Raw genomic sequence first — 25,149 nt, forward strand, 5'->3', positions numbered from 1 at the left:
ACTCAGGCGTAGAACGCGGGACGCTCGGGGGCCTCGACGGGGATGACGCCGCCGTCGAGCGCCTTCACCCCGGCCTCGCACGCGAGAGCGACGCGGTAGCCGTCCCACGCGTTGGGCCCGTCGACGAGGGTGCCCGCGCGGACCGCGTTCACCCAGCGCTGGATCTGCTCGTCGTACGCCGCGGCGAAGCGGGTCGTGAAGCTCACGTGGTCTGCGACAGAGAAGCGGCCGTCGCGCCACGTCTGGAGGCCCGAGGGCTGGCCGATGCGGGCGAGGCCCTTCTCGAAGACCGCCTCGGTGGCGACCTGGTAGCCGAATTGCACGCTCACGTTCATCTCGACATCGACGAGCACGCCGTTCTCGAGCTCCATGAGCACGAGGATCGGCTCGCGCAGGTGCGCCGGAGAGAGCGAGTTGCGCCGCGGGTACTTGACCTCGACGGTCTTGACGGGCGAGCCCGCGAGCCACGGGACGACGTCGAACTCGTGCACGACCGAGTCATTGATGAGCATGGTCTGCGTGTAGCTGTCGGGTACCGACGGGTTGCGGTGCGCGCAGCGCAGCAGCATGAGCTCGCCGGAGTCGCCGGAGGCGACGAGCGCGCGAAGAGCCTGATACTCCGCGTCGAAGCGCCGCATGAATCCGACCTGGATGTGGGGCCGCGCGAGCTTCTGCTCGAGTTCGAGGATGCGCCAGGAGGATGCCGAGTCCGGCGTGAGCGGCTTCTCGCAGAGGATCGGCAGTCCCGCCGCGAGGGCGGGCACGAGCACCGGCTCGTGGAACTGCCCCGGCACGGCGATGAGGACCGCGTCCACGGCATCCGCAGCGATCGCGTCCTCGATGCGGGCGAACGCCTGAGCGCCCGGGGCGTTCGCGGCCGCCGCGGCGGCGCGGCCCGCGTCGGGCTCGACGACGGCCGAGACGACGGCTCCGGCGATGCGGTGGGTGATGCGGGCGATGTGATCGGCGCCCATGAGGCCGGCGCCGACGACGCCGACGCGAAGGTCGTTGCTCATTGTGTGGTTCTCTCCTGACAGCGGATCAGTGGACGCGGGCGAAGTGCGTGCAGCTGAAGATGTGCTCGCGCGTGCGCTTGGCGATCGGGAAGGGGTGGTCGACGTCGCAGCCGTACATGTCCTGCTCGACGATGGCGAAGATCTCGGAGTCGATCGCGGCGACGGCCTCGATGATCGGCGCGAGGTCGGGCACTCCGTGCGGCGGCTCGATCATGATGCCCTGGCTCACGGCCTCGGCGAACGGCACGTCGTTCTTCAGGACGTCGAACAGCAGCGACGTGTCGACCTGCTTGAGGTGCAGGTAGCCGATACGGTCGGGGCGGTCCTGGATGAGCGCGACGTTGTCGCCGCCGTAGTAGGCGAAGTGGCCCGTGTCGAGGCACAGGTTCGTGTAGCGCGGGTCGGTCTCGTCGAGGAAGCGCAGCACCTCGCGCGTCGTGCCGACGTGGCTGTCGGCGTGCGAGTGGAACTGCTGCTGCACGCCGAACTCCTCGAGGAGCGCCTTGCCGAGGCGGTCGTGGCCGGCGGCGAGCTTGGTCCACTGCTCGTCGGTGAGCGTGCGCGCCTCGAGCACCTCGCTCGTCGCGTCGCTGCGCCACAGGTCGGGGATCACGACGAGGTGCTCTGCGCCGAGCTTGGAGGCGAGGCCCGCGACGGCGAGCGCCTGGTCCCAGGCACGCTGCCACTGGTCGTCGCCCTTGTGGAAGCCTGTGAAGACGGTGCCGGCCGAGAGCTTCAGACCGCGCGAACCGAGCTCGTCCTCGAGCTGGTGCGGGTCGGTGGGGAGGTAGCCGTACGGGCCGAGCTCGATCCACGAGTAGCCGGAGGCGACGACCTCGTCGAGGAAGCGCTGCCAGGGCACCTGCTTGGGGTCGTCGGGGAACCACACGCCCCAGGAGTCGGGGGCCGTGCCGATGCGCAGGCCCGGGCCCTTGTTGACGACGACGTCGGAGTCGGCGGGGATGGTGTCGGTCATGGTCTCCGAATGCTCCTTTGCAGGGTCGTGCGTGACCGAGGAGGTCTTTCCGCACCAGTTTGTCAGGTCAATCTATCATTAATTAGAGCGCACCAATTCGACGGCGTCAAGTCCCGATCGACGCGGGCTCGCGCGTGGTGGCGCGCACCACCAGCCGAGTCGGGATGACGACCGTGCGCGACTGCCGCTCGGGATCTGCGATCCGCGCGATCGCCATGCGAGCCGCCGAACGGCCCTGGTCATGCGCGTGCTGCTCGATCGTCGTCAGCGCGATCGACGGGAGCCGCGCGAGATCGGTGTCGTCGTAGCCGACGACCGACACATCGCGGGGCACGGCGAGCCCGCGCTCCTGCAGCGCCGACATGACGCCGACCGCCGAGACGTCGTTGTGCGCGACGACGGCCGACGGCCAGTCGCCGGTGCGGGCGAACGTCGCGACAGCCGCTCGGCCGCCGTGCGCCGTGAGGTCGCCCTCGACGATCCACGGGTCGAGACCGCGTGCCGCCATCGCCTGCTCGTAGGCCGCGCGACGGTACTGGAAGGCGTCGGACCGCGGACTCGCGACGTGCGCGATCCTGCGATGGCCGAGGCCGGCCAGGTGATCGACGACGAGCACGGCGCTCGCCGTCTCATCCGTGACGACGAGGTCGATCCCGGGCCCGTCGATCCGGCGGTTCACCGCGACGACCGGCGTGTGCTCGGCGATGCGTCGCAGGGCGTCGCCGTCACCGGCATAGCCCGCAAGGACGAGCGCGTCGACCTGCAGCGTCACGAGCCGTTCGAGGAGCGCCGACTCGCGCCGCACATCGCCGGGCCCCGCCACGAGGAGGACCTCGAACCCCTCGGCACGCGCCGCCTCCACGACGCCGTCGTGCACGTCGGCGAAGACGGGGTTGTGCAGGTCGGACAGCAGCAACCCGAGGGTGCGAGTGGATTTCGCCGCCAGACGGCTCGCAATGGCGTTGTGCCGGTAGCCGAGCTCTTCGATCGCCTCGAGCACGGCGGCCCTCCGCGCGTCGGAGACGAGCGGCGACCCGCGCACGACGAGCGAGACGAGCGAGCGGGACACGCCCGCTCGCTCGGCGACGTCGGCCATCGTGACCGAGCGTCGTGCCTCTCCCCCGCTCATCTCCGAGGAGCTCAGCCCAAGAGCGGCTTCTGATTCGCCTGCTGCTCGAGGTACTCCTCGCGGGCGCGCTGCGTCGACTCGAGGGTCGAGACCTCGGGCACCGGCACGTCCCACCAGCCTGCGCCGTCGGGCGCGTAGATGAGCGGGTCGCTGTTGATGTGGATGAAGGTGGACCGGTCGGATGCCTTCGCCGCCGCCACAGCCGCCTTCAGATCGTCGATCGCCGACGCGCCAGGCTCGATCTCGATGACGTCGAGACCATAGCTGCGGGCGTTCGCAGCGAGGTCGACGGGAAGGATCTCGTCGCCCTGGAAGTTGCGCCTCTCCCCGTCGTACGTGCGGTACCACGTGCCGAACCGCTCCGACCCGACGGTCTCGGAGAGGTGGCCGATCGAGGCGTAGCCGTGGTTCTGGATGAGCACCACGATGAGCTTGATGCCCTCCGCGACAGCCGTCACGAGCTCGGTGTTGAGCATGAGGTACGAGCCGTCGCCGACCATCACGATGACATCGCGGTCGTCGCCGTCGGCGAGCAGCCCGCGCTTGGCCCCGAGGCCGCCTGCGATCTCGTAGCCCATGCACGAGAACGCGTACTCGACGTGATAGCCGAGGGCGTCGCGCACGCGCCACAGCTTGTGCAGGTCGCCGGGCAGCGAGCCCGCCGCTTGGATGATCACGTCTTCGGGGGCCGAAGTCGACTGCACGGCGCCGATGATCTCGGGCTGACCGGGCAGCTCGAGGCCGGACGGCGCGAAGGCGTCGTCGACCGCGGCATCCCATTCCGCCTTCAGGCGTGCGATCTGCTCGGAGTGGTCCGGCGAGACCTCGAAGCCCTCGAGCTCGATCGCCAGCTCGGAGAGCGCCTCGCGGGCGTCCGCGACGACGGGCAGCTGGGAGCCGTGCTTGTAGGCGTCGAACGAGGCGACGTTGATGTTGACGAACACGACGTCCGGGTTCTGGAACGCCGTGCGCGACGCGGTCGTGAAGTCGCTGTAACGCGTGCCGATGCCGATGATGACATCGGCCTCCGCGGCGAGGCGGTTCGCGGCGAGCGTGCCGGTCGCGCCGACGCCGCCGAGGTACTGCGGGTGGTCCCAGTGGAGGACCCCGCCACCGGCCTGCGACGTGCCGACGGGGATGCCGGTCGCCTCGACGAGGGCCCTGAGGTGGTCCTCGGCGCCCGAGTAGAGCACGCCGCCGCCGGCGACGATGAAGGGCTTCTTCGCGCCGCGGATCGCCGCGACGGCGCGGGCAAGCGGTCCACGCTCGGGTAGCGGGCGGCGGAGGTGCCACTCGCGGTCCTGCAGGAACTCCACCGGCACGTCGAGCGCCTCGGCCTGCACGTCCTCCGGCAGGGCGATCGTGACGGCACCCGTCTCGGCGGGGTCGGTCAGCACGCGCATCGCCGCGAGGGCGATCGAGTAGAGCTGCTCGGGACGCTGCACACGGTCGAAGAAGCGCGAGAGCGGGCGGAAGGCGTCGGACACCTGCAGGCCGATGTCCCACGGCTGCTCGAGCTGCTGCAGCACGGGGTCGGCGACGCGGGTCGCGAACGTGTCGCTGGGCAGGAGCAGCGCAGGCATGCGGTTCGTCGTCGCCAGGGCGGCGCCCGTGAGCATGTTGGCGGCGCCGGGGCCGACGGATGCCGCGGCCGCATATGTGCCGCGACGGCGGTGCATGCGCGCGTAGCCGACGGCCTGGTGCACCATCGCCTGCTCATTGCGCGCCTGGTAGTACGGCATGAGGTCGGGCGAGGAGACGTTGAACTGCTTGAGCGCCTGGCCGATGCCCGCGACGTTGCCGTGGCCGAAGATGCCGAAGACGCCCGGGATCGTGCGCTCCCGGATGTCGCCATCGACGGTCCACTGGTGGGCGAGGAACTCGATCAGCGCCTGGCTGACCGTCATGCGCTTGGTCTCAGCCATCAGCGGCGGCCTTTCCGGGTCTCGTTGGTGAAGGGAAGTCGGGGGTCGAGCTCCTGGTCGTCCCAGCTCGCGCGCACCCACGCATGCGCGGGGTCGTCGCTGATGAGCCAGGCACGATCGGGGTCGGGACCCGCCATGACGTTGAGGTAGTAGAGGTCGTAGCCCGGCGCCGCGACGGCGGGGCCGTGGTAGCCGTAAGGCACGAGGGCGATGTCGCCCGTGTGCACCATGGCATTGATGTCGATGTCGCCGGCGGGCGAGGAGTAGGTGCTGAACATTCCGAAGGATGCCTCGGCCGCGGCATCCGATCCCGCCACCGGAGCTGTCTCGAAGTAGTAGATCTCCTCGAGGCGCGACTCGTGGCCGGGCACATGCTCGTCGTGCTTGTGCGGCGGGTACGACGACCAGTTCTCGGCCGGGGTGATGACCTCGCACACGATGAGCCGGGCGGCATCCAGCGCCTGCGGCGTGCCGAAGTTGTGCACCTGGCGGCTCGACGCGCCCTTGCCACGCAGTTCGACGGGGGTGTCGGAGGCCGGGATGTACTGCCACGAACGGACCTCGGCGGTCGGCGCCTCGGCCACCGCGACCCGACCGTGCCCGCGGATCTCCGCGGTCGTCCCGGTGGGCAGATACAGCACGTCGGTCGGGCCGGAGAACACCGACGCCCGGCCGTGCAGGTCGGTCTGCCACTCCCCCGGGAAGTGGTGGTGGGTCACGTGGAACGAGCCGGCGAGCGGGACGACGATGCGCTCGACGCCCGTGTCGTCGAGGTCGAGGTGACCGCCGTCGCCGAGCTCGGCGACGCGGATGCCGGTGTGCTCCCAGCCGGGGGTGGTCGCGTCGACGACGCTCTCCCACCCGGCGCGCGCGAGGTCGCCGCGGCGATGGAACCAGCGCTGGTCCGTGCTGCTCATGTGCTGCTTTCGTGGAAGGGAGGAAGATGGGATGCCGCGGCCAAGATCGGAAGTCCGCGGCATCCCGGTCTATGGGGTCAGTTGTTCTGGGGGAAGCCGAGGTTGATGCCGCGGTTTTCTGAATGGTGCCGCGTGGCGGGGTCGAGCCAGCGGCTGGTGATGGCCTTCTCGCGGGTGAAGAAGTCGAACCCGTGCACGCCGTACGCCTTCGCGTCGCCGAACAGGGACTGCTTCCAGCCGCCGAAGGAGTGGTAGGCGACGGGGACGGGGATGGGCACGTTGATGCCGATCATGCCGACCTCGACCTCGTTCTGGAAGCGGCGGGCCGCTCCCCCGTCGTTGGTGAAGATCGCGGTGCCGTTGCCGAACTGGCCGCTGTTGATCAGGTCGAGGCCCTCGTCGTAGGACTGCACGCGGACCACGGACAGGACGGGCCCGAAGATCTCCTCCTGGTAGGCGCGGCTGGTGGTGGGGATCTCGTCGATCAGGGTGGGGCCGAAGAAGAACCCGTCCTCATGGCCTTCGACCGTGTAGCCGCGGCCGTCGACGACGATCTTCGCGCCGTCGGCCTCGGCGATGTCGACGTAGGAGGAGACCTTGTCGCGGTGCACGTCGGTGATCAGCGGGCCCATGTCCGGCTCCACCCCGTCCACCCCGGCGCCGTTGCCGATGCGCAGCTTGGCGATGCGGTCGGTGATCTTGGTGATGAGCTCGTCCGCGACGGGCTCGACCGCGAGGACGACGCTGATGGCCATGCAGCGTTCCCCGGCGGCGCCGTAGCCGGCGTTGATGGCCTGGTCGGCGACGAGGTCGAGGTCGGCGTCGGGAAGGACGAGCATGTGGTTCTTCGCGCCGCCGAGGGCCTGCACCCGCTTGCCGTTGCGGGACGCGGTCTCGTAGATGTACTGCGCGATCGGCGTCGACCCGACGAAGCTGATCGACTGCACCACCGGGGAGTTCAGCAGGCCGTCGACGGCGAGCTTGTCGCCCTGGAGCACCGTGAACACGCCGTCCGGCAGGCCCGCCTCCTTCCACAGCCGCGCGATCCACAGCGCCGCCGACGGGTCCTTCTCGGACGGCTTCAGGATGACCGTGTTCCCGGCGGCGATCGCGATCGGGAAGAACCACATCGGCACCATCGCGGGGAAGTTGAACGGGCTGATCACACCGACGACGCCGAGCGGCTGCTTCAGCGAATACACGTCCACACCGGTCGACGCGTTCTCGCTGAACGCGCCCTTCAGCAGGTGCGGGAACCCGGTCGCCAGCTCCACGACCTCCTGACCGCGCAGGATCTCCCCCATCGCGTCGGAGAGCACCTTGCCGTGCTCGGCCGTGATGATCTCCGCCAGCTCACCCTTCCGCGCGTTCAACAGCTCCCGGAACGCGAACAGCACCGTCTGCCGCTTCGCGATCGAGTAGCCGCTCCACACCCGGTAGCCGGCCTGCGCCGACGCGATCGCCTCATCGATCTCGGCCTGATCGGCCAAAGCGACCCGCGCCTGCACCCGGCCCGTCGCCGGGTTGAACACGGGTGCGGTGCGGCCCGAGTTCGACGGGCGCTCCGCGCCGTCGACCCAGTGCGCGATCACGGGGAGCTCGGCCGCCTCGGTGCGGCTCGGTGCGGTGGTGGTGTCGATCGTGGTCATGGAGATTTCCTTGCAGTGTGGGAGGTGGGGTGGTCAGAGTGCTGCCGGCACGCCGGCGGGGTGGACGAGCCCGGCGGCCGTGTCGACGGCGGCGGCGACGTCTCCGTCGGGCGGGTAGAGGAGCGTGCGACCGACCGTGAGGCCGCGCACGCCGGGGAGCGAGAGCGCGTCCTCCCAGGCGGCGAACGTCTCGTCGGGGTCGACGCCGGCGTCGCCGCCGAGGAGCAGGGTCGGCATCGTGGTCGCCTCCATGACGCGCTCCATGTCGGGCACGACGGGGAGCTTCATCCACGTGTAGGCGCTGCTGTTGCCGAGACCCGCGGCGATCGCGATCGACAGGATGACGGCATCCGTCGACAGGTCGTTGACGATGCGCCCGTCGACCCAGTCGCTCATGAACGGCTCGAGCATGATCGGCAGCTTCGCGGCCGCGGCCTGCGTGACGGCGTCGGCGGTGGCGGTCAGCGTGGGCGCCGTGCCCGCGTCGGCGAGATTCACGCGGATCAGCGTCTTCGCGAAGTCGACACCCGCCGCGACCATGCCGGGCACGTCGTAGCCGGTGTAGCGGTCGTCCATCTCGAACGAGGCGCCGCGCAGGCCGCCGCGGTTCATCGAGCCGACGATGATCTTGTCGTCGAGCAGGCCGAGCGCGGCGAGGTCGTCGATGATGTCGGGCGTGCCGAGCACGCCGTCGACGCCGGGCCGGCTGAGCGCGATCGCGAGGCGGTCGAGCAGCTCGTAGCGGTCGGCCATCGCGGTCGGACGCGAGCCGACGGCGAGGGCGCCGCGGGCCGGGTGGTCGGCGGCGACGATGAAGAGCCGCCCGTCGCCCCGCAGCACGTCGCGGCGACGGCGCGTCGCGAGGTTGTGCGCGATGGTGTCGGGCTCGAAGGCGCGGAGGTCGCGCAGGCGCGCGAAGTCCTCGTCGGTCAGGAGGGTCACGGGCGAACTCCCGTCTCGAGGATGGCGGTCACTTCCGATTCGTCCGGCATCGCCGTCGAGCACTCGCGGCGCGAGGCGACGAGGGCTCCGGCGATGTTGGCGAAGCGCAGGATGCGGGCGAGGTCCCAGCCCGAGAGCAGGCCGTGGCAGAGTGCGCCGCCGAACGCGTCGCCGGCGCCGAGGCCGTTGACGACGTCGACGAAGTAGGGCGGCACCTCGACGGTCTCGTCGGCCGTCTTGGCGAGAACGCCCTTGGGGCCCTGCTTGACGATCGCGAGTGTCACGCCGCGCTCGAGCAGGGCGTCGGCGGCCCGGAGCGGCTCGGTCTCGCCGACCGCGACCTGGCATTCCTCGCGGTTGCCGACGGCGACCGTCGCGTGCGGGAGCGCCTCGCCGACGGCGCGGGTGGCCTCGGCGGGGTCGCTCCAGAACATCGGGCGGTAGTCGAGGTCGAACACCGTGAACTCGCGGCGGTCGCGGGCTTCGAGCGCTGCGAGGTGCGCGGCTCGGCTCGGCTCCTGCGTCAGGCCCGTCGCCGTGAACCAGAAGACCCCCGCCGAGCGGATCGCCTCGAGGTCGAGGTCGGACGCCTCGACGTTCAGGTCGGGCGCCTTGGGCTCGCGGTAGAAGTACAGCGGGAAGTCGTCGGGCGGGAAGATCTCGCAGAACGTCACGGGCGTCTTCAGGCTCGGCTCGATGCCGACCGACGCGTTGTCGACGCCGAGTCGATGCAGCTCACGCAGCAGGTAGCGGCCGAACGGGTCGTCGCCGACGCGCGAGATGAGCGCCGAGCGGCGGCCATAGCGCGCCGCGGCGACCGTGACGTTGGCGGCACTACCGCCCAGGTACTTCCCGAAGGTCTCGACGTCTTCGAGTCCGACGCCGTCCTGGAGGGGATAGATGTCGACTCCGAGTCGCCCGATCGCGAGGACGTCGGCTGAGTTCGTGTTCTCAGTCATACTCCGCTGTACAACTCTCTCTCGGTGGAGGCGAGGTCCCGCGTTCCGGGACTATGTCCTAACAATAACACATGACTCGCCGCGTGCAACAACTTCTTCCAGGTGACAAACCCCGTTCCACGTATGATTGTCGTGACATCACACCGTTTGCCTGCCGGGAGGAAACATGGCCGCTGACGACGTCGTCTGGCCGGACGAGCTGTTCACCGACCTCGACCGCACGGGTCCCGTGCCCCTGTACTTCCAGGTGTCGAGCCGGCTCGAGGCCGCCATCCGCTCCGGCGAGATCCCGCCGGGGGCCAGGCTCGAGAACGAGATCGCGATCGGCCACCGCCTCGGCCTCTCCCGCCCCACCGTGCGCCGCGCCATCCAGGAGCTCGTCGACAAGGGGCTGCTCGTGCGGCGCCGCGGCATCGGCACGCAGGTCGTGCAGGGGCAGGTGACCCGTCAGGTCGAGCTCACGAGCCTGTACGAAGACCTGCAGAGCTCGCACCAGGAGCCGGGGACGAAGGTGCTCGCACACGAGATGCGGCCCGCGGCCGAGGATGTCGCGCAGGCGCTCGGCGTCGCGCCCGGCACCGACGTCGTCTACCTGCGCCGCCAGCGGTCGACCGACGGCGTCCCGGTCGCGCTGCTGGAGAACTACCTCCCGCCGGAGTTCTCCGACATCACGACCGAGCAGCTCGAGGCGCGCGGCCTCTACCAGATCCTCCGCGCGCGCGGAGTCACGATCCGCATCGCCAACCAGAAGATCGGCGCCCGCCGCGCCCACGGCGACGAGGGCGAGCTGCTCGACATCGACCGCACGGGCCCCGTGCTCACGATGGAGCGCGTCGCGTTCGACGGGTCGGGCCGCGCGATCGAGTTCGGGCACCACTGCTACCGGCCCGACATGTACAAGTTCGAGACGACGCTCGTCGCGAAGTAGTCGCGGATTCGGGATGCCGCACTTCGGCGCCCGAGGTCGCGTCAGGCGTCGTCGCGCCGCGCGTGCAGCAGCCCCGTCGCGGCTCCGAGCGCGGCCCCCGCGAGAGTGTCGACGAGGCGTTCGACGGCGACCGCCATCGAGCCGGCCTCACCCGTCGCCGCACCGGTCAGCAGCAGCACGAGCGGTGTGATGAAGGTCAGCGCGAGCGCGTAGTTGCGCACGACGACGATCTCGATCGTGAACTGCAGGATGCCGAGCACGAGCGCGAGCCACACGCCCGTGATGCCGATCGGGGCGAGCAGCAGGAAGAGGCCGGCCCCGGCGAGCGTGCCGACCATGCGATGCAGGCCCCGGCTGAAGGCGGCGCGACGGTCGGCCGCCGTGCCGATGACGGCGATCGCGGCGCCGACGATCCAGTAGGCGCGATCGGGGTCGACGAACACGCCGACGAGCGTGCCGAGCACCGCGGCGATGACGGCCCTCAGCAGCAGAAGGCGCGCGTCGAGCGGCCACGACGGACCGGGCAGGACATCGCGGAGCGGGCGGCGTCGCATCCGTCGCACCCGCCGCAGCACGAGCGGGCTCGCCGTGAGGAGCAGGGCGAGCAGGATGCCTCCTGCGAGCGCGGCGAGGAACACGCCGCCGTCGGCTCCCGCCGCCGACACGTGCGTCGACAGCCCGTAGACGAGCACGAAGAAGAGTGGCCCGGGCGGGCCGAGCGAGAACCCGAAGGCGAGCGTCGACGCGACGATCGTCACGACGGCGAGCCCGATGAGGGTCGCGACCTCCGACGGGCCGGCGAGTACGCCGACCGCCGCCGCGGCGAACAGGGCCGCGCCGACGAACGGCAGCACGCGGACGCGCTCGACGACCGGAAGGTGCGACGCATACAGCGCCGTGAACGCTCCCGTCGCCGCCTGGTAGCCGAGTCCCGGCTCCCCGGCGAGCGTCAGGACGGCGATGGGCAGCGCGATCGCGAGACTCGCCTGCAGGGCGATCGGCCATCGCGGGCCGGGAGCGGGGCGGAGCGTGAAGAGGCTCGCGACGGCGTGGCGGGCATCGGCCGCCCAGCGGGGGCGCAAGGGCTCCGCGTCGTCCGTCTGCTCCACCGCACCTGCTTCCTGTCCTGCCCATTGTCGCGGAGGAAGGCGGGGCCGCGGCATCCGCTCCCGGCGAGCGGGCCGAACTACAGGTTCGTCATGCGCTCGAGCTCTTCGGGGTAGCGGCCGCCGACGATCCGGATGCCGTCCGCTGCCTCCTGCAGTTCGGCGAGGTCACTCGCCGACAGCACGACCGCGGCAGCAGCCGTGTTCTCCTCCAGCCGCTCGCGCTTCGTCGTGCCCGGGATGGGCGCGATCCACGGCTGGCGGGTCAGCAGCCAGGCGAGCGCGACCTGCGCGGGCGTCGCACCCACCCGGTCGGCGACGCGTCGCACGACCTCGACGAGGGCGAGGTTGGCCTCCCGCGCCTCGTCCTGGAAGCGCGGGATGCGCGCGCGCAGGTCGCCCGCGCCGAACGTCGTGCCGGCATCGACCGCCCCGGTGAGGAATCCCTTGCCGAGCGGGCTGAACGGCACGAGGCCGATGCCGAGCTCGCCGAGCGTCGGGATGACCTCGTCCTCGAGCCGGCGCCACCACAGGTTGTATTCGCTCTGCAGGGCGGCCACGGGCTGGACGGCGTGCGCGCGACGGATCGTCTCGGCCGACGCTTCGGACAGGCCGAAGTGCAGCACCTTGCCCTCGGCGACGAGCTCCTTGACGGTGCCGGCGACGTCCTCGATCGGCACGGCGGGGTCGACGCGGTGCTGGTAGTAGAGGTCGATGCGGTCGGTGCGCAGGCGCTGCAGCGAGCCCTCGACGGCGCGCCGGATGTTCTCGGGCCGGCTCGATACGCCGGTCTGCGTCGTGCCGTCGAAGGCGAACCCGAACTTCGTGGCGAGCACGACGTCGTCGCGGCGCGACTCGAGGGCCTCGCCGACGACGTCCTCGTTGGCGAAGGGGCCGTACACCTCCGCCGTGTCGAAGAAGGTGACGCCGAGGTCGATGGCGTGGCGGATGAGCGAGACCGCGTCGGCGCGATCGCGCGGCGCCGATCCGTAGGCGCCTGTCAGGCTCATGCAGCCGAATCCGATGGCGCTGACCGTGAGGCCGTCGCCGAGTGTGCGTGTGTCCATGCGTCCACTCAACTCCCCCTTCGCGCTCCCCGGGAGGGCGGGTCGTGACCGGTACCGGCGGTACCCCCTTCGCGGCCCGGCACCGATGCCCGCCACCCCCGCACCGATGTCCACGACCCGTGCGCCGACAGACAAGCGCGAAGCCTCCTGCACGGGTTGACTTCACGGTGGACCAGAGCGCAAGGAGTTCGGATGTCGCACCACGGCCACACGCACACGCAGGCCCCTGAGCACGAGCACGATCATGCCCAGGGCAACCCCGACATGATCCCGCTGCGCGCGGCCGCGGAGGCCGCGCCGCGGCATCCTCTCGACCCGCTGACCGCGGGCGAGATCGCGCGGGCGCGCGAGATCCTCGTGGCGGCGGGACTCCTGGGCGAGTCCATGCGCGTGCCGATGCTGCTCCCCCATGAGCCGCGCAAGGACGAGCTCGCCGCCTGGACCCCGGGCAGCCCCTTCGAGCGCAGCGTCGACGTGACGCTGCTCGACGCCGCGACCGGCGCCGTCGTCGAGGCGATCGTCTCGGTCACGCGGGGCGAGGTCGTCGAGCGCCGTGACATCGACCCGTCGGCGCCGCCGTACGGCCAGCCGCAGTACCTCTTCGAGGAGTACGACCGCGCCGCCGAGATCGTCAAGGCGTCGCCCGAATGGCAGGCGGCGATGCGTCGCCGCGGCCTCCAGGACCGCATCGAGCTCGCGTTCTGCTCGCCGCTCGCGCCCGGGTTCACGGGCCGTGCCGACGAAGTGGGCCGCCGGGTCATCCGCTCGCTCACGTTCCTGCGCGACAGCGAGGACGACATCCCGTGGGCGCACCCCGTCGAGGGCCTCATCGTGCACATCGACCTCGTCGAGAACCGCGTCATCCGCATCGAGGACGAGGGCGACGTCCCGGTTCCCACGGGGAGTGGGAAGTACACCCCGGATGCCGTCGGGCCGGCGCGCACGACGCTCAAGCCCATCGAGATCACGCAGCCCGAGGGCCCGAGCTTCCGGGTGCAGGGCCACCACGTCGAGTGGGAGGGCTGGTCGATGCGGATCGGCTTCAACGCCCGCGAGGGCCTCGTGCTCAACGAGGTGACGTTCGGCGGGCGCTCGGTGCTGCACCGCGCGAGCGTGCCCGAGATGGTCGTGCCCTACGGCGACACGTCGCCGACGCGCTTCTGGATCAGCTACTTCGACGCCGGCGAGTACCTCCTCGGCAAGAACGCCAACCACCTCGAGCTGGGATGCGACTGCCTCGGCGTCATCCGCTACTTCGACGGCTACGTCGCCGACGACCACGGCAACCCCGTCGAGATCCCCAACGTCGTGTGCATGCACGAGGAGGACTACGGCGTGCTGTGGAAGCACACCGAACAGGGACCGGTCGGCGGCCAGGTTCGCCGCTCGCGCCGGCTCGTCGTGTCGTACTTCTCGACGATCGGCAACTACGACTACGGCTTCTTCTGGTACTTCTACCTCGACGGCTCGATCCAGCTCGAGGCGAAGGCGACCGGAATCGTGTTCGTCGGCGGGGGCCACCCAGGGTCGACGAATCGGCATGCCCCCGAGATCGCGCCCGGCGTCTTCGCGCCCGTGCACCAGCACCTTTTCAGCGCGCGCCTCGACGTCGACATCGACGGCACCGACAACCAGCTGCTCGAAATCGACGCCGCTCGCATCCCGATGGGTGAGGACAACCCGTTCGGCAACGCCTTCACCTGGACCGAGACGCCGCTGCGCTCCGAGCAGGAGGCGCAGCGCGTCGCCGACACGTCGGTCGCGCGGGTGTGGGAGGTGCGCTCCGCATCGAAGACCAACTACATCGGCAAGCCCACGGCTTACCACCTCATCCCCCAGCCGACGGCGCTCCTCATGGCCGACCCCGCCTCGACGGTCGCCGCGCGCGCCGCGTTCGCGACGAAGCACCTGTGGGGCACGGCGTACGACGACGACGAGCGCTGGCCGTCCGGCCGCTACCCCAACGCCCATCAGGGCGGCGCGGGCCTGCCTGCATACACCTCGGACGACCGCTCGATCGACGGCGACGACCTCGTGCTGTGGCATACGTTCGGGCTGACGCACATCCCGCGGCCCGAGGACTGGCCGATCATGCCCGTCGACTACGCGGGCTTCTGGTTCAAGCCGTACGGCTTCCTCGACGTCAACCCCGCGATGGACGTCCCCGAGTCGAGCCAGGCCCACGCCGAGGCGAAGGGCGACTGCGGCGACGACTGCCGCTGCGGCAGCTGAAACCCTTCCTCAGGTCGTCGAACCCACACTCCGCCGCCCACCCCGCACGCGATCTCCGCTCGCGAGTGTGGTTTGGGGAGGCGAGTGTGGGTTCGGCGTCGGAGTTCATCGGCTGCGACCCCGATGAGCGGGAGGGATGCGGGGGCGTGCTGGCTCCCTGGTGCGCCAGTCAGACGCCGACAGCTCGCTCCGGCGGTACGAGGTCTCAGGTTCACCGACGCACCGATCGAGGTTGACCCGGGGCGCGTCAGGTTTTCTCTGACGGTACGGCGGAACCCTCGCCTTGCGCTCGATGTCCGCTGCGACCGCGTCTACCGGCGCACCGATCGTCGATGTTGATCGCCGCGGTGCGGTCACGTTCGACAGTCCGTGGACTCCCGCTCGGAACAGCCGAGCGTCCAAGGTCGCGGTCGAACTGCGGACCGACTTCGAGAACGCGACCCCGCGTCATCGAACCGTGAGCCGGCGATAAGCCAGGGACAGCCGACGCTGTCCCGTTCGATAGGTTCGTCCCGGCCTGATGCCGACGCACTTCTCCTGCCGGCTGACCGGCCTGCCCGCGCTAACCCGCGCCCGACCGCTGGAATCTCAGGAGCGAGCGCGGTCGGAGCTCGCGCGGCTCCTTGCCGGGCAGATGCAGGTAGTAGGTCGAGCCGATCCGGGTGATCGACCCGCCCAGGTTGTGGACGCGCATGTGACAGTTCCGGCAGAGCAGAACCCCATCGGCGAGGTCGGTGCGACCATGGTGCGCGACCCAATGTCGAAGATGATGCGCTTCGCAGCGGGAGGGCTCGGCGCCGCAGTCGAGGCATCCACCGTCGCGTACGGCCATGGCGACACGTTGTCGCTCGGTGAAGAGGCGTCTGTCGCGTCCGACGTCGAGGGGCGCGCCTTCGGCCGAGACGAGGACAGCCCTGGCAGCCGCGTCGCACAGGTAGCGTTCGGCCACCGAGGCTGGCAGTGCTTGGCCGGTCTCCTCGGCGAACGCCGTGCCCACGGGCCGACCCACGGCATCCCGTTCCGCCAACGACTGCTCGGTCACGACGATGCGGATGCCGGGCTGGCGGTCTCCAAACGCCTGAGCGGGGTCGGCGGCAGCCCCTGTGCGCAGGACGGCCATGAGCGTGTCGTACTGGAGCTGTTCGGTGGTGCGAGGATCGTCGGTCGATGTGACATCCGGCGGGGCATCCGGGTTCACGAAACGCGGTCCGCGGCGAGGGCGCAGCGCCGCATTCAGGATCGTGTGCACCCAGACGGCAGCCTCATCGTCGAACACGATGCGCGCATGATGCTGACCGTCTTGATCGATCCACGCCCTGAACGACCGGCGTTCGAATCGTTCATCGAACCGCAACTGCACACCGGCCGGATCGAGACCGTCGCGTGCCAGCCGAGCCGCCGAGGCCAGATCTTCGACACCGCGATCCTGCGCCTCCCGAACCAGCGCGGCCGCCGCAACGCCCCACGCCGCAGTGAGGAAGTCCGCCTCGAGCTCGGGGTAACGCTCCACGGGCGGCTCGCCGAGTCCGCGCCGGATCGCGTCGTACTGCTCCCGCGACAGGACGCCGTTTCGGAGCGCATCGACGAGCGGCGCGAACCAGCTCTGCGTCGGGGCCGAAGAAGTTGCCGAGGCATCCGTTCCCGCCCCACCCGCCGACGCGCGCAAGTCCTTCCCGGCCTCCGTCGCCTTCCGCACGTCGGACCGAGTCTGACCCGTGACCGACTGCACCAGATCCGTCCCCGTGCGGTGGCCCTGCCGTTGGGCGAGTCCGGCATAGCCGAGTTCGCGCTCGGAGCGTCGGGACACCTCCGCCGTCACCAGTGCACCGAGCACCTGAAGCGCGCGCTGCGCGTCGGAGATGGATGTCAGCGCAGCCATGAGACCGTCATCGTCGAGCGACGCGATCGCAGGCGCTGGATCCGCCCCACCCAGCTGCACGCACACCGCACGAACCGACTCGACGAGTCGCCGCTGGGGAAGCGTGGACATGACGCGCACCTGTTCCAAGAAGGAGAGGGGCACGTCTCTCAACTGATGATCTCAGCGTAACGAGGGCCTCCGACATCGACGCCGGAGGCCCTCGCGAGAGCGTGTCAGACGCCGACGGGCTCGCTCCCGAGGTGCGGGGCGGCGGCCTCGTCGGCGCCGTGACCGATCTGGCGGTACACGTCGGGCTTGGCCTTGCGCAGCCAGTACGCCCACACGACCGCCGCGGCGGACGGGACGAGGAGCACGGCGGGAAGGATGAACGTCATCGGCGTCGACTGTGTCTGTCCGAGGAGCACATCCCAGTTCGCGAGGATGAGGATCCACACCGTGCCGAGCGAGACGAGCGCGACGATCGGGGCGACGAGACGGCTGCCGACGCCGACGTCGCGTGCGTCGCGGCGGAAGAAGCCGATGACGGCCGCCGAGACGAGCACCATGAGCAGCACGAGGCCGAACGCACCGAGATTCGTGAGCCACGTGAACAGCGTCAGCACGGGGTACGGGCCGTTCGCGGGATTCCAGCCGCTCTCGCCGATCGCGAAGGCGATGATGACGACGGCGGCGAGGACGGTCTGCGCGAGCGATCCGGCCCAGGGCGCGCCGCTCGACGTGCGGACTGTGCCGAGCTGCCGCGGGAGCACGCCCTCGCGGCCGAGCGAGAACGCGTAGCGCGAGACGGCGTTGTGGAAGCTGACGAGCGCCGCGAACAGGCTCGTGATGAACAGGATCGACATGATGTCGACCCAGACCGTGCCGAGGTATTCGCCGACGAAGTTGAAGAACAGCGGGGGACCGGCCTCCTCCGGCGTGATGCCGGTCGGGTCGGTGATCTTCTCGGGTCCCACGGCGAGCGCGAGCGCCCATGACGAGATCGCGTAGAAGACGCCGATGACGGCGACGGCGAGGAAGGTCGCACGCGGGATGGTGCGCTTGGGGTCCTTCGACTCCTCGCCGTAGATCGCGGCCGACTCGAAGCCCATGAACGCCGCGATGCCGAACGCGAGGACAGCGCCGACGCCCGGCACGAACAGCGCCGACGGCGTCATCGGGGCGGCCGTGAAGCCCTGGGCGGGGTTCAGGAAGGCGGCGCCGTCGAACACGATGACGGCGAGGAACTCGAGGGCGACGAGGGCGCCCAGCACCTTGGCCGACAGGTCGACGCGGTTGACGCCGAGGAACCCGACGATGACGATGCCGACCAGCACCCACGCCCACCACGGGGATGCCCAGCCGGTCTTCGACTCGATGAACGAGGAGATCTGGAAGCCGAACATGCCCCAGATGCCTATCTGCATCGCGTTGTAGGAGATGAGGGCGAGGATCGATCCCCCGACCCCGGCCGGACGGCCGATCCCCTGTGAGACATAGGAGTAGAACGCGCCGGCGTTCGTGATGAAGCGGCTCATGGCGGCGTACCCGATCGCGAAGATCGCCAGCACCACGGCCAGCAGGATGTAGCCGAACGGGATGCCGTCGACGTGCGTCACCGAGTACGCGCTCGTGACGCCGCCGGCGACGACGGTGAGGGGTGCCGAGGCGGCGATGATCATGAAAGCGACGGCGAGCACGCCCAGGCGGCGATGCTCCGCCGTGCGGGTCGTGGACGTCGTCGGGCCGGAAGTGGCCATGGGCAGCTCCTTCGATGCGATCCATCGGCGGAGCACGGGTCCACTCCGCCGTTCTCATGGTCGGACGGGCACGACGACTCGGGTTGTCGCCGAGAGCAGAGACCTTGTCGATGCGGGCACGCCATGCACCTGGTACGATCGAGGGATCGTATACGATCATCCACAGTGAGGTGGAACATGCCCGAGGCCTCGCACGCGGCCCCTGAACCGATCGGTCCGCTCGACTTCACGGACTACCGCAAGGCCGTCTCCGACGCCGTCGTCGCCCTCGACGTGCACAGCGACCGGCGCGACGACTTCCGCGGTGGGCTCGCCGCATCCGCGACCGGCGACATCCATGTCTTCGACATCACCGCCGACGAGCACGCCGTGCACCGCACGCCGGCGCTCATCGCACGGGCGCCGCAGCGCTACTTCAAGTTCTCGCTCATCGAGCGCGGCACCGGCCTCATCGTGCAGGATGGCCGCGAGACGGCGCTCGGCGCCGGCGACATGGCGATCTACGACACCGACAAGCCCTACTCGCTCCTCTTCGACGAGACGATGAAGATGTCGGTCGTCATGTTCCCGAAGGTGCTCCTCGACATCCCCGCCGAGACCGTGGGTCGCATCACCGCGACGCGCCTGGACGGGTCGGGCGGCGTCGGCGGCCTCATCCGTCCCTACGTCGCCTCGCTCGCGCGCGACGCCGGCGAGCTCGACGGTCACGTCGCCCGGCGGCTGTTCCGCACGGCCGTCGACATGGTCGGCACCCTCCTCGAGGCGAACCTCGCCGCGGCGCCGGGCGCCGGCGCGCACGACGCACTGCTGCGCCGCATCCTGGATTTCATCGACGACCGCCTCTCCGATCCCGACCTCGCACCCGCCGAGATCGCCGCGGCGCACTTCATCTCGGTGCGGCACCTGCACGCCATCTTCAGCGATCAGGGCACGACGGTGTCGACCGTCGTGCGCACGCGCCGCCTCGAGCGCTGCTACGACGAGCTCGTGAACCCGCAGCACGCGCACCGCTCGATCACGACGATCGCGCTCTCGAACGGGTTCGTCGACCCGGCGCACTTCAGCCGCACGTTCCGCGCGCACTTCGGGGTACCCCCGAGCGCGGTGCGCGCCGAGCACGCCTGACCCCGGCAGCCGCCGAGCGAGCCTGACACCGGCACGCCCGACCCCGGCATGCGCCGAGCACGCCCGACCCCGGCATCGCGCCGAGCACGCCCGACACCGGCATCCCTCGATCGCCTGCACCGGCATCCGCCGAGCACGCCTGGCACCGGCATCCATCCGGCACGGCTGACACCGGGCACTGCGCCGACGGGCAATCCTCCTGCGCGGATCGGCAATCGCGCCGGGGACGACCGGCGCATGATCGGTGAAGACCCGATCGAGGAGGATCCCATGACCGTTGCGACGACGCTGCTGGATGCCGTCACCGTTTCCCAGAGCGAGGGGCGGGCGATTCCGGATGCCGCGACCCGCGAGACGATCGGCTACGCGCCGGTCCACACGGTCGCCGACCTGAACGCCGCGATCGCGGCGGCCCGTGCGGCGCAGCCCGCGTGGGCGGCGCTGGGCCACGCGGAGCGCAGCCGCATCCTCAACGCGATCGCCGACGACATCGAGGCGAGCGCCGAGGAGCTCGCTGTCATCCTCTCCCGGGAGCAGGGCAAGCCGCTGGACGGCCCGAACGCGCGGTTCGAGGTGGGCGCCTGCGCCGTGTGGACCCGCAGCGCCGCCGACACCGTCCTCGAGCCCGAGGTCGTCTTCGAGGCGGGCAGCGCACGCGCCGAGGTGCACTATGACCCGCTCGGCGTCGTCGGGGCGATCGGCCCCTGGAACTGGCCGATGATGATCACGGTCTGGCAGATCGCGCCGTCGCTGCGGATGGGGAACACCGTCGTCGCCAAGCCCAGCGAGTACACGCCGCTGTCGGTGCTCGCGCTCGTCGAGGTGTTCAACCGGCACCTGCCCGAGGGCGTGCTGACCGCGATCTCGGGCGACCGGGAGGTGGGCGCCGCGATCGCCGCGCACCCAGACCTCGACAAGATCATGTTCACCGGGTCGACCGCGACCGGCCGCCGCATCGTCGAATCCTCGGCGCACAACCTCGCCCGACTCACGCTCGAACTCGGCGGCAACGACGCCGGGATCGTCCTGCCCGGCACCGATGTGGCCCAGGTCGCGCAGGACCTGTTTTGGGGATGCTTCATCAACACCGGACAGACCTGCGCCGCCCTCAAGCGGCTCTACGTGCACGACTCCGTCTACGACGAGGTCGTCGACGCTCTCGCCGGCCTCGCCGAGGCGATGCCGATGGGCCGCGGCCTCGACGACGGCAACGTGCTCGGCCCCCTCCAGAACGAGAAGCAGTTCGACATCGTGACCCGCCTCGTCGACGACGCCCGCGCCCGCGGCGCCCGCATCGTGACGGGCGGCCGGCCGCTCCCCGACCTCGGGCCGCTGTTCTACCAGGCCACCGTCGTCGCCGACATCGAAGACGGCGCGGCCCTCGTCGACGAAGAGCAGTTCGGCCCCGCCATCCCGGTGATCCGCTACGCCGACGTCGACGACGCCGTCCGCCGCGCCAACGCGTCGCAGCAGGGTCTCGGCGCCTCGGTGTGGTCGTCGGATCGGGATGCCGCCATCGAGGTCGCCAAGCGCCTCGAGGCCGGCACCGTCTGGATCAACGGGCACGGCGGCCTCAACCCGCAGGTCCCGTTCGGCGGCGTGAAGGCCTCCGGCTACGGCCAGGAGTTCGGCGCCGCCGGGCTCAAGGCTGTGGCAGCCCCGAAGGTCATCTCCTGGTGATCTGACCCTGTCCCCAGCCCCGGTCCCCGAGCGTGTCGAGGGGTCGTGCTCCACGCCCCACGCGGGCTCGGGCTCGACGCTTCGACAAGCTCAGCGACCGGGGTCAGCGACCGGGGTCAGCGTCTGAGTTCAGCGACCGCGTTCAGCCCAGCGGCACGAGCGGCGGCCGCTCGACTGTCGTCGCCAGCTCGACGCGCCGGCCGCTGCGGGCCGACTCGAGCAGTCCGGTCATGATCTCCAGCACGTGGAGTCCCATGGCCCCCGAGGCTCGCGGCGTCGCGCCGCGCATCATGTCGAGCAGCCCCGCCCCGCGGGCGGCGCCCACGACACCGGCGCGCGGCGGCACGACCTCCCAGCCCGAGCCCCCGAGGGGATGCCGCAGCACGTCGCCGTCGAAGTGATTGGGATCGGGCACGATGAGCGACGCCGTCTCGCCGTGCACCTCGATGTTCGGCGCCTTCGTCGCGACGCCGTCGAAGGTCGTCGTGATCGTCGAGAGCGCGCCCGACGCGTGCTCGAGGATGCCCGTGACGTGCGAGTCGACGTCGACCGGTATCGACTCCCCCGCCCGCGGCCCTGAGCCGATGACGCGTTCATCGCGCAGGCTGCTCCCCGCGCCGATCACCCGGGCGACCGGCCCGAGCAGCTGCACGAGGGACGTGACGTAGTAGGGCCCCATGTCGAGGAGCGGCCCGCCGCCCGGCTGGTAGTAGAAGTCGGGATGCGGATGCCAGCGCTCGTGGCCGGGCGTCACCATGACGGCGGTCGCCGCGAGCGGCCGCCCGATCTCGCCGGCGTCGATGACGGCACGCGCAGTCTGCACGCCCGTGCCGAGCACCGTGTCGGGGGCGGCGCCCACGCGCACGCCGGCCGCTCCCGCCTCGCTCATGATCCGCGACGCGTCGGCGAATGTCGCGGCGAGCGGCTTCTCGCCGTACACGTCCTTGCCGTTCTCGATCGCACCGAGCGCGATCTCCGCGTGCGCCGCGGGGATCGTGAGGTTGAGCACGACATCGACGTCGTCCGCGCCGAGAAGCTCGGAGACCGAGAGTGCTCGCGCCGCGGGCAGCGAATCGGCCACTGTTCGCGCCTTGGAGGGGTCGAGGTCGGCGACGGCCGTGATGGCGGCATCCCGAGCCTGAGAGAGAGTCTCGAGGTAGACCTTCGAGATGACGCCGAGTCCTACGACGCCGATGCGGTGCGTGCTGCCCACAGCATGCCCCTTTCGATGATGGTGCGGATGGTGGGGTGGTCGAGCACGTCGAGACTGTGCCCGGGCGTCGAGACGACGATGCGTCCCGCGCCCCATTCGCGCGTCCAGACGACGGGCGACGTGTGCGGCCGGTTCCACGGCTGCCAGTCCTCGGCAGGGTGGGTCGTGGTGGCGAGCACGTCGATGAGCCCGTCGTACAGCACCCAGTACTGCTCGGTGTGGAGGTCGAAATCGTCGAGGCCGGCCGTGACGGGATGCCTCCGCCCCGCCTCCGTGAAGTGCACGGTGTAGTCGCGGAAGTTCTCCTCCCCCTCGAGCCGCTGCTCACCGGGGCCGACCGAGGGGTGCGTCGCGAACTGCCCGCCGACGAGCTGCAGGTAGTCCGACGACGCACGGAACGAGTCGGCGATGCCGCCGTGCCAGCCGGTGAGCCCCGTGCCCGCCTCGACCGCGGCGCGCAACCCGGCGAGCTCTTCGCGCTCGATCTGCGACATCGTGACGCACTGCACGACGAGGTCGGTCGCCGCCATCGCCTCCGCGTCGGCGTAGACCGCCGTCGACTCCTCGACCCGCACGGCGAAGCCCTGCTCCTCGAGGAACGGGATGAACCGCTCGCTCGCCTCGACGGGCTTGTGGCCGTCCCATCCGCCCCGCACGACGAGGGCCTTCTTCGTGGCTGTCGTCATCGAGCACCACCTCCGACCCACGACGATGCCAGGTCGAGGCATCCATCGCCCGAATAGTGCGCAAAAATTGTCTGCATGGAATCGGGGATGCCGGGCCGAGCGTCGCTGCGTGACGTCGCGGCCGCAGCGGGTGTTTCGGCCGCCACTGCGTCGCGCGTCCTCTCGCGCACCGGCGACTTCTCCCCCGCGACCCGCACCGCCGTCCTCGAGGCTGCGGCCCGGCTCGGCTACGACCGCTCCTCGACGGCGCGCGGACGCCGGCCACATCCCGATCCGCAGCTCATCGAGCTCGTCGTCGGCGGGCTCGGCGGCGGCTGGACGAGCCAGGTCGTGCAGGGCGCCCACGAGCGCGCCTTCGACCTCGGCTACGACCTCGTGCTCACGCGCGAGCGCGACGATCCCACCGACGACTGGCCCATGCGCATCGCCGCGCGGCGCTCGTCGGGGGTCGTGCTGGCGCTCATCACGCCCACGCGACGACAGCTCGAGCTCTTCGCGGGATTCGCCGTGCCGACCGTGCTGCTCGATCCGCAGGCCCGCACCGACCTGGGCCTCGTGACCGTCGGCGCGACGAACCGGGCGGGCGGGGCGGACGCCGCACGGCACCTCGTCGCGCAGGGATATGAGCGGTTCGCCTTCGCATCGGGGCGGCTGCGGTACCGGTTCGGCCGCGAGCGCGAGCGCGGCTTCCGCGAAGGCCTCGCCGAGGCGCTCCCCGGCGCCGTCGTCGAAGCCGTCGAGGCCGACTGGTCGCACGAGGTGCCCCGCGCTACGCGCGACCGGCTGCTCGAGCTCTCCGCCGAGGGGCGACTGGGGGTCTTCGCGTTCAACGACGGCGTCGCGCGGGCGATCGCTGCGGCCGTGACGGATGCCGGACGCCGCGTTCCCGACGACGTCGGCGTCGTCGGTTTCGACGACGACCCGATCCAGCGGGTGCGGGGCATCCCGCTCACGACGGTGCGCCAGCCGATCCGCGAAATGGCGGCGCGGGCCGTCGAGCTCGTCGACGGCCTCCGTCGGGGCGAGGCCGTCATGCCACGTCAGGTCGAGCTGCCGACCGAGCTCATCGTGCGGGGGTCGACCGGCTCGGTGTGACCCTCACCAGGCCTGGAGCACTCCTGCGGGGGTGCGGCCGACCGCGACGGGCCTGCTCTGCGAGCGCGACCACTGGCTCCACGAGCCGGGGAAGACGCGCGCCTCGACGCCGGCGTGCGCGAGGGCGAGCGCTGTGTGCGCCGAGCCGATGCCGGCGCCGCAGTAGAGCGTGATCGGCAGGTCGAGGTCGATCTCGTAGGCCTCGAAGGCCGCCCGGATCTCGGCCGGAGACTTGAGCGTGCCGTCGCGCGCGATGTGCGTGATGGCGGGCACGTTGACGGCGCCGGGGATGTGGCCCGCGACCGGATCGAGGCCCGTCGCGATGCCGCGGTACTGCTCGGGGGCGCGCGTGTCGACGAGGTGCCCCGTGATGGGCGCACGGGCGGCATCGTCGATCGTCGCGGTGCCGGGATCGACATCGAGGAGTGTCACCGAGCCCGGCTGGGGAGCGCGGTCACCGCGCTCGAGCGGCAGGCCCTCTGCCACCCAGCCCCGCAGCCCGCCGTCGAGCACGCGGATGTCGACGCCGCGCGTGCGCAGCAGCCACCAGGCGCGTGCCGCCGCGACGGCGTCGTTGTCGTCGTATGCGATGACGAGGTCGCCGTCGTCGATCCCCCACCGTCGCGCAGACTGTTCGAGGTCGGCGAGGTCGGGCAGCGGATACCGTCCCTCCTCGGGATACCCCGGCTTCGCGAGCTCCCGTTCGAGGTTGACGTACACGGCCTCCGGCAGGTGCGCCGACACGTAGGCGGGGCGCCCCTCAGGCACGTCGAGCCGCCAGCGCACGTCGAGCATCCGCACCGGGCGGCCGGAAGCCAGCTCGGTGTGGAGTGCGCGCGGTGCGATGAGGTGAGGCATAGCACGAGTGTTGCGCGCGTCTGCAGGG

20 protein-coding genes are annotated in these 25,149 nt (G+C 70.7%); 5 read left to right on the forward strand and 15 right to left on the reverse strand.

Going from position 1 to position 25,149, the window contains the following annotated elements; genetic code table 11:
* Positions 1 to 2: 2 nt before the first annotated feature.
* The 8 genes from ACH3VR_RS16075 to iolC all read right to left on the reverse strand — a co-directional run bounded on the left by ACH3VR_RS16075 (position 3) and on the right by iolC (position 9,513).
* On the reverse strand, positions 3 to 1,016 hold the full coding sequence (locus ACH3VR_RS16075) for a Gfo/Idh/MocA family protein (protein ID WP_397557334.1): 1,014 nt from the start codon (positions 1,014 to 1,016) through the stop codon (positions 3 to 5).
* Between the two features lie 25 nt (positions 1,017 to 1,041).
* Positions 1,042 to 1,992, reverse strand: coding sequence for a sugar phosphate isomerase/epimerase family protein (locus ACH3VR_RS16080; protein WP_397557335.1), 951 nt, complete (start codon positions 1,990 to 1,992; stop codon positions 1,042 to 1,044).
* A gap of 106 nt (positions 1,993 to 2,098) precedes the next feature.
* Positions 2,099 to 3,088 (reverse strand): LacI family DNA-binding transcriptional regulator, encoded by a 990-nt coding sequence (locus tag ACH3VR_RS16085; RefSeq protein WP_397557336.1) that lies wholly within the window; start codon positions 3,086 to 3,088, stop codon positions 2,099 to 2,101.
* 44 nt (positions 3,089 to 3,132) lie between these two features.
* Positions 3,133 to 5,046 carry a 3D-(3,5/4)-trihydroxycyclohexane-1,2-dione acylhydrolase (decyclizing) gene (gene iolD / locus ACH3VR_RS16090; RefSeq protein ID WP_397557337.1) on the reverse strand — a complete coding sequence of 638 codons (1,914 nt, stop codon included), beginning with the start codon at positions 5,044 to 5,046 and terminating at the stop codon, positions 3,133 to 3,135.
* Complete coding sequence (gene iolB / locus ACH3VR_RS16095) at positions 5,046 to 5,963, reverse strand: 5-deoxy-glucuronate isomerase (protein WP_397557338.1); 918 nt, start codon at positions 5,961 to 5,963, stop codon at positions 5,046 to 5,048. The genes iolD and iolB overlap by 1 nt, the downstream gene beginning before the upstream one ends.
* Positions 5,964 to 6,040: 77 nt before the next feature.
* Positions 6,041 to 7,612: a CoA-acylating methylmalonate-semialdehyde dehydrogenase gene (locus tag ACH3VR_RS16100; protein WP_397557339.1), complete on the reverse strand. Its 1,572-nt coding sequence runs from the start codon at positions 7,610 to 7,612 to the stop codon at positions 6,041 to 6,043.
* Positions 7,613 to 7,645: 33 nt separating this feature from the next.
* Complete coding sequence (locus tag ACH3VR_RS16105; protein WP_397557340.1) at positions 7,646 to 8,554, reverse strand: Cgl0159 family (beta/alpha)8-fold protein; 909 nt, start codon at positions 8,552 to 8,554, stop codon at positions 7,646 to 7,648.
* The gene (iolC, locus tag ACH3VR_RS16110; RefSeq protein WP_397557341.1) at positions 8,551 to 9,513 is read right to left on the reverse strand and encodes a 5-dehydro-2-deoxygluconokinase; all 963 of its coding nucleotides are present in this window, start codon (positions 9,511 to 9,513) and stop codon (positions 8,551 to 8,553) included. The genes ACH3VR_RS16105 and iolC overlap by 4 nt, the downstream gene beginning before the upstream one ends.
* A 166-nt stretch (positions 9,514 to 9,679) precedes the next feature.
* Here iolC and ACH3VR_RS16115 point away from each other — a divergent pair, with 166 nt between their 5' ends.
* On the forward strand, positions 9,680 to 10,441 hold the full coding sequence (locus tag ACH3VR_RS16115) for a GntR family transcriptional regulator (protein ID WP_397557342.1): 762 nt from the start codon (positions 9,680 to 9,682) through the stop codon (positions 10,439 to 10,441).
* Between the two features lie 41 nt (positions 10,442 to 10,482).
* Here ACH3VR_RS16115 and ACH3VR_RS16120 read toward each other — a convergent pair whose 3' ends face one another.
* Together ACH3VR_RS16120 and ACH3VR_RS16125 are read right to left on the reverse strand one after the other, a co-directional pair.
* Entirely contained in the window at positions 10,483 to 11,550 is a 1,068-nt protein-coding gene (locus ACH3VR_RS16120) for an FUSC family protein (RefSeq protein WP_397557343.1), read from the reverse strand.
* A gap of 77 nt (positions 11,551 to 11,627) precedes the next feature.
* Positions 11,628 to 12,614: an aldo/keto reductase gene (locus ACH3VR_RS16125; RefSeq protein WP_397557344.1), complete on the reverse strand. Its 987-nt coding sequence runs from the start codon at positions 12,612 to 12,614 to the stop codon at positions 11,628 to 11,630.
* A 264-nt stretch (positions 12,615 to 12,878) separates the two neighbouring features.
* On the opposite strand from ACH3VR_RS16125, the gene ACH3VR_RS16130 reads away from it, so the two are divergent.
* On the forward strand, positions 12,879 to 14,846 hold the full coding sequence (locus ACH3VR_RS16130) for a primary-amine oxidase (protein ID WP_397557463.1): 1,968 nt from the start codon (positions 12,879 to 12,881) through the stop codon (positions 14,844 to 14,846).
* Positions 14,847 to 15,408: 562 nt separating this feature from the next.
* Here the strand turns inward: ACH3VR_RS16130 and ACH3VR_RS16135 are convergent.
* Both ACH3VR_RS16135 and ACH3VR_RS16140 read right to left on the reverse strand, forming a co-directional pair.
* Positions 15,409 to 16,836: an HNH endonuclease signature motif containing protein gene (locus ACH3VR_RS16135; protein ID WP_397557345.1), complete on the reverse strand. Its 1,428-nt coding sequence runs from the start codon at positions 16,834 to 16,836 to the stop codon at positions 15,409 to 15,411.
* Positions 16,837 to 16,940: 104 nt separating this feature from the next.
* A complete protein-coding gene (locus ACH3VR_RS16140) occupies positions 16,941 to 18,464 on the reverse strand; it encodes an APC family permease (RefSeq protein WP_397557346.1) in 1,524 nt (507 codons plus the stop codon).
* Positions 18,465 to 18,641: 177 nt separating this feature from the next.
* On the opposite strand from ACH3VR_RS16140, the gene ACH3VR_RS16145 reads away from it, so the two are divergent.
* On the forward strand, positions 18,642 to 19,589 hold the full coding sequence (locus tag ACH3VR_RS16145) for an AraC-like ligand-binding domain-containing protein (protein WP_397557347.1): 948 nt from the start codon (positions 18,642 to 18,644) through the stop codon (positions 19,587 to 19,589).
* Positions 19,590 to 19,859: 270 nt separating this feature from the next.
* A complete protein-coding gene (locus ACH3VR_RS16150) occupies positions 19,860 to 21,269 on the forward strand; it encodes an aldehyde dehydrogenase family protein (RefSeq protein WP_397557348.1) in 1,410 nt (469 codons plus the stop codon).
* Between the two features lie 142 nt (positions 21,270 to 21,411).
* On the opposite strand, the gene ACH3VR_RS16155 is transcribed toward ACH3VR_RS16150, so the two are convergent.
* A complete protein-coding gene (locus ACH3VR_RS16155) occupies positions 21,412 to 22,482 on the reverse strand; it encodes a Gfo/Idh/MocA family protein (protein ID WP_397557349.1) in 1,071 nt (356 codons plus the stop codon).
* A complete protein-coding gene (locus tag ACH3VR_RS16160) occupies positions 22,452 to 23,168 on the reverse strand; it encodes a ThuA domain-containing protein (RefSeq protein ID WP_397557350.1) in 717 nt (238 codons plus the stop codon). The genes ACH3VR_RS16155 and ACH3VR_RS16160 overlap by 31 nt, the downstream gene beginning before the upstream one ends.
* Before the next feature lie 75 nt (positions 23,169 to 23,243).
* Between ACH3VR_RS16160 and ACH3VR_RS16165 the strand changes: the two genes are divergently transcribed.
* Positions 23,244 to 24,263 carry a LacI family DNA-binding transcriptional regulator gene (locus ACH3VR_RS16165; RefSeq protein WP_397557351.1) on the forward strand — a complete coding sequence of 340 codons (1,020 nt, stop codon included), beginning with the start codon at positions 23,244 to 23,246 and terminating at the stop codon, positions 24,261 to 24,263.
* A 3-nt stretch (positions 24,264 to 24,266) separates the two neighbouring features.
* On the opposite strand, the gene ACH3VR_RS16170 is transcribed toward ACH3VR_RS16165, so the two are convergent.
* Positions 24,267 to 25,121 (reverse strand): sulfurtransferase, encoded by an 855-nt coding sequence (locus ACH3VR_RS16170; protein WP_397557352.1) that lies wholly within the window; start codon positions 25,119 to 25,121, stop codon positions 24,267 to 24,269.
* Positions 25,122 to 25,149 lie beyond the last annotated feature (28 nt).

It is taken from the genome of Microbacterium alkaliflavum (assembly GCF_044325405.1).
Taxonomy (GTDB): Bacteria; Actinomycetota; Actinomycetes; order Actinomycetales; family Microbacteriaceae; genus Microbacterium; species Microbacterium alkaliflavum.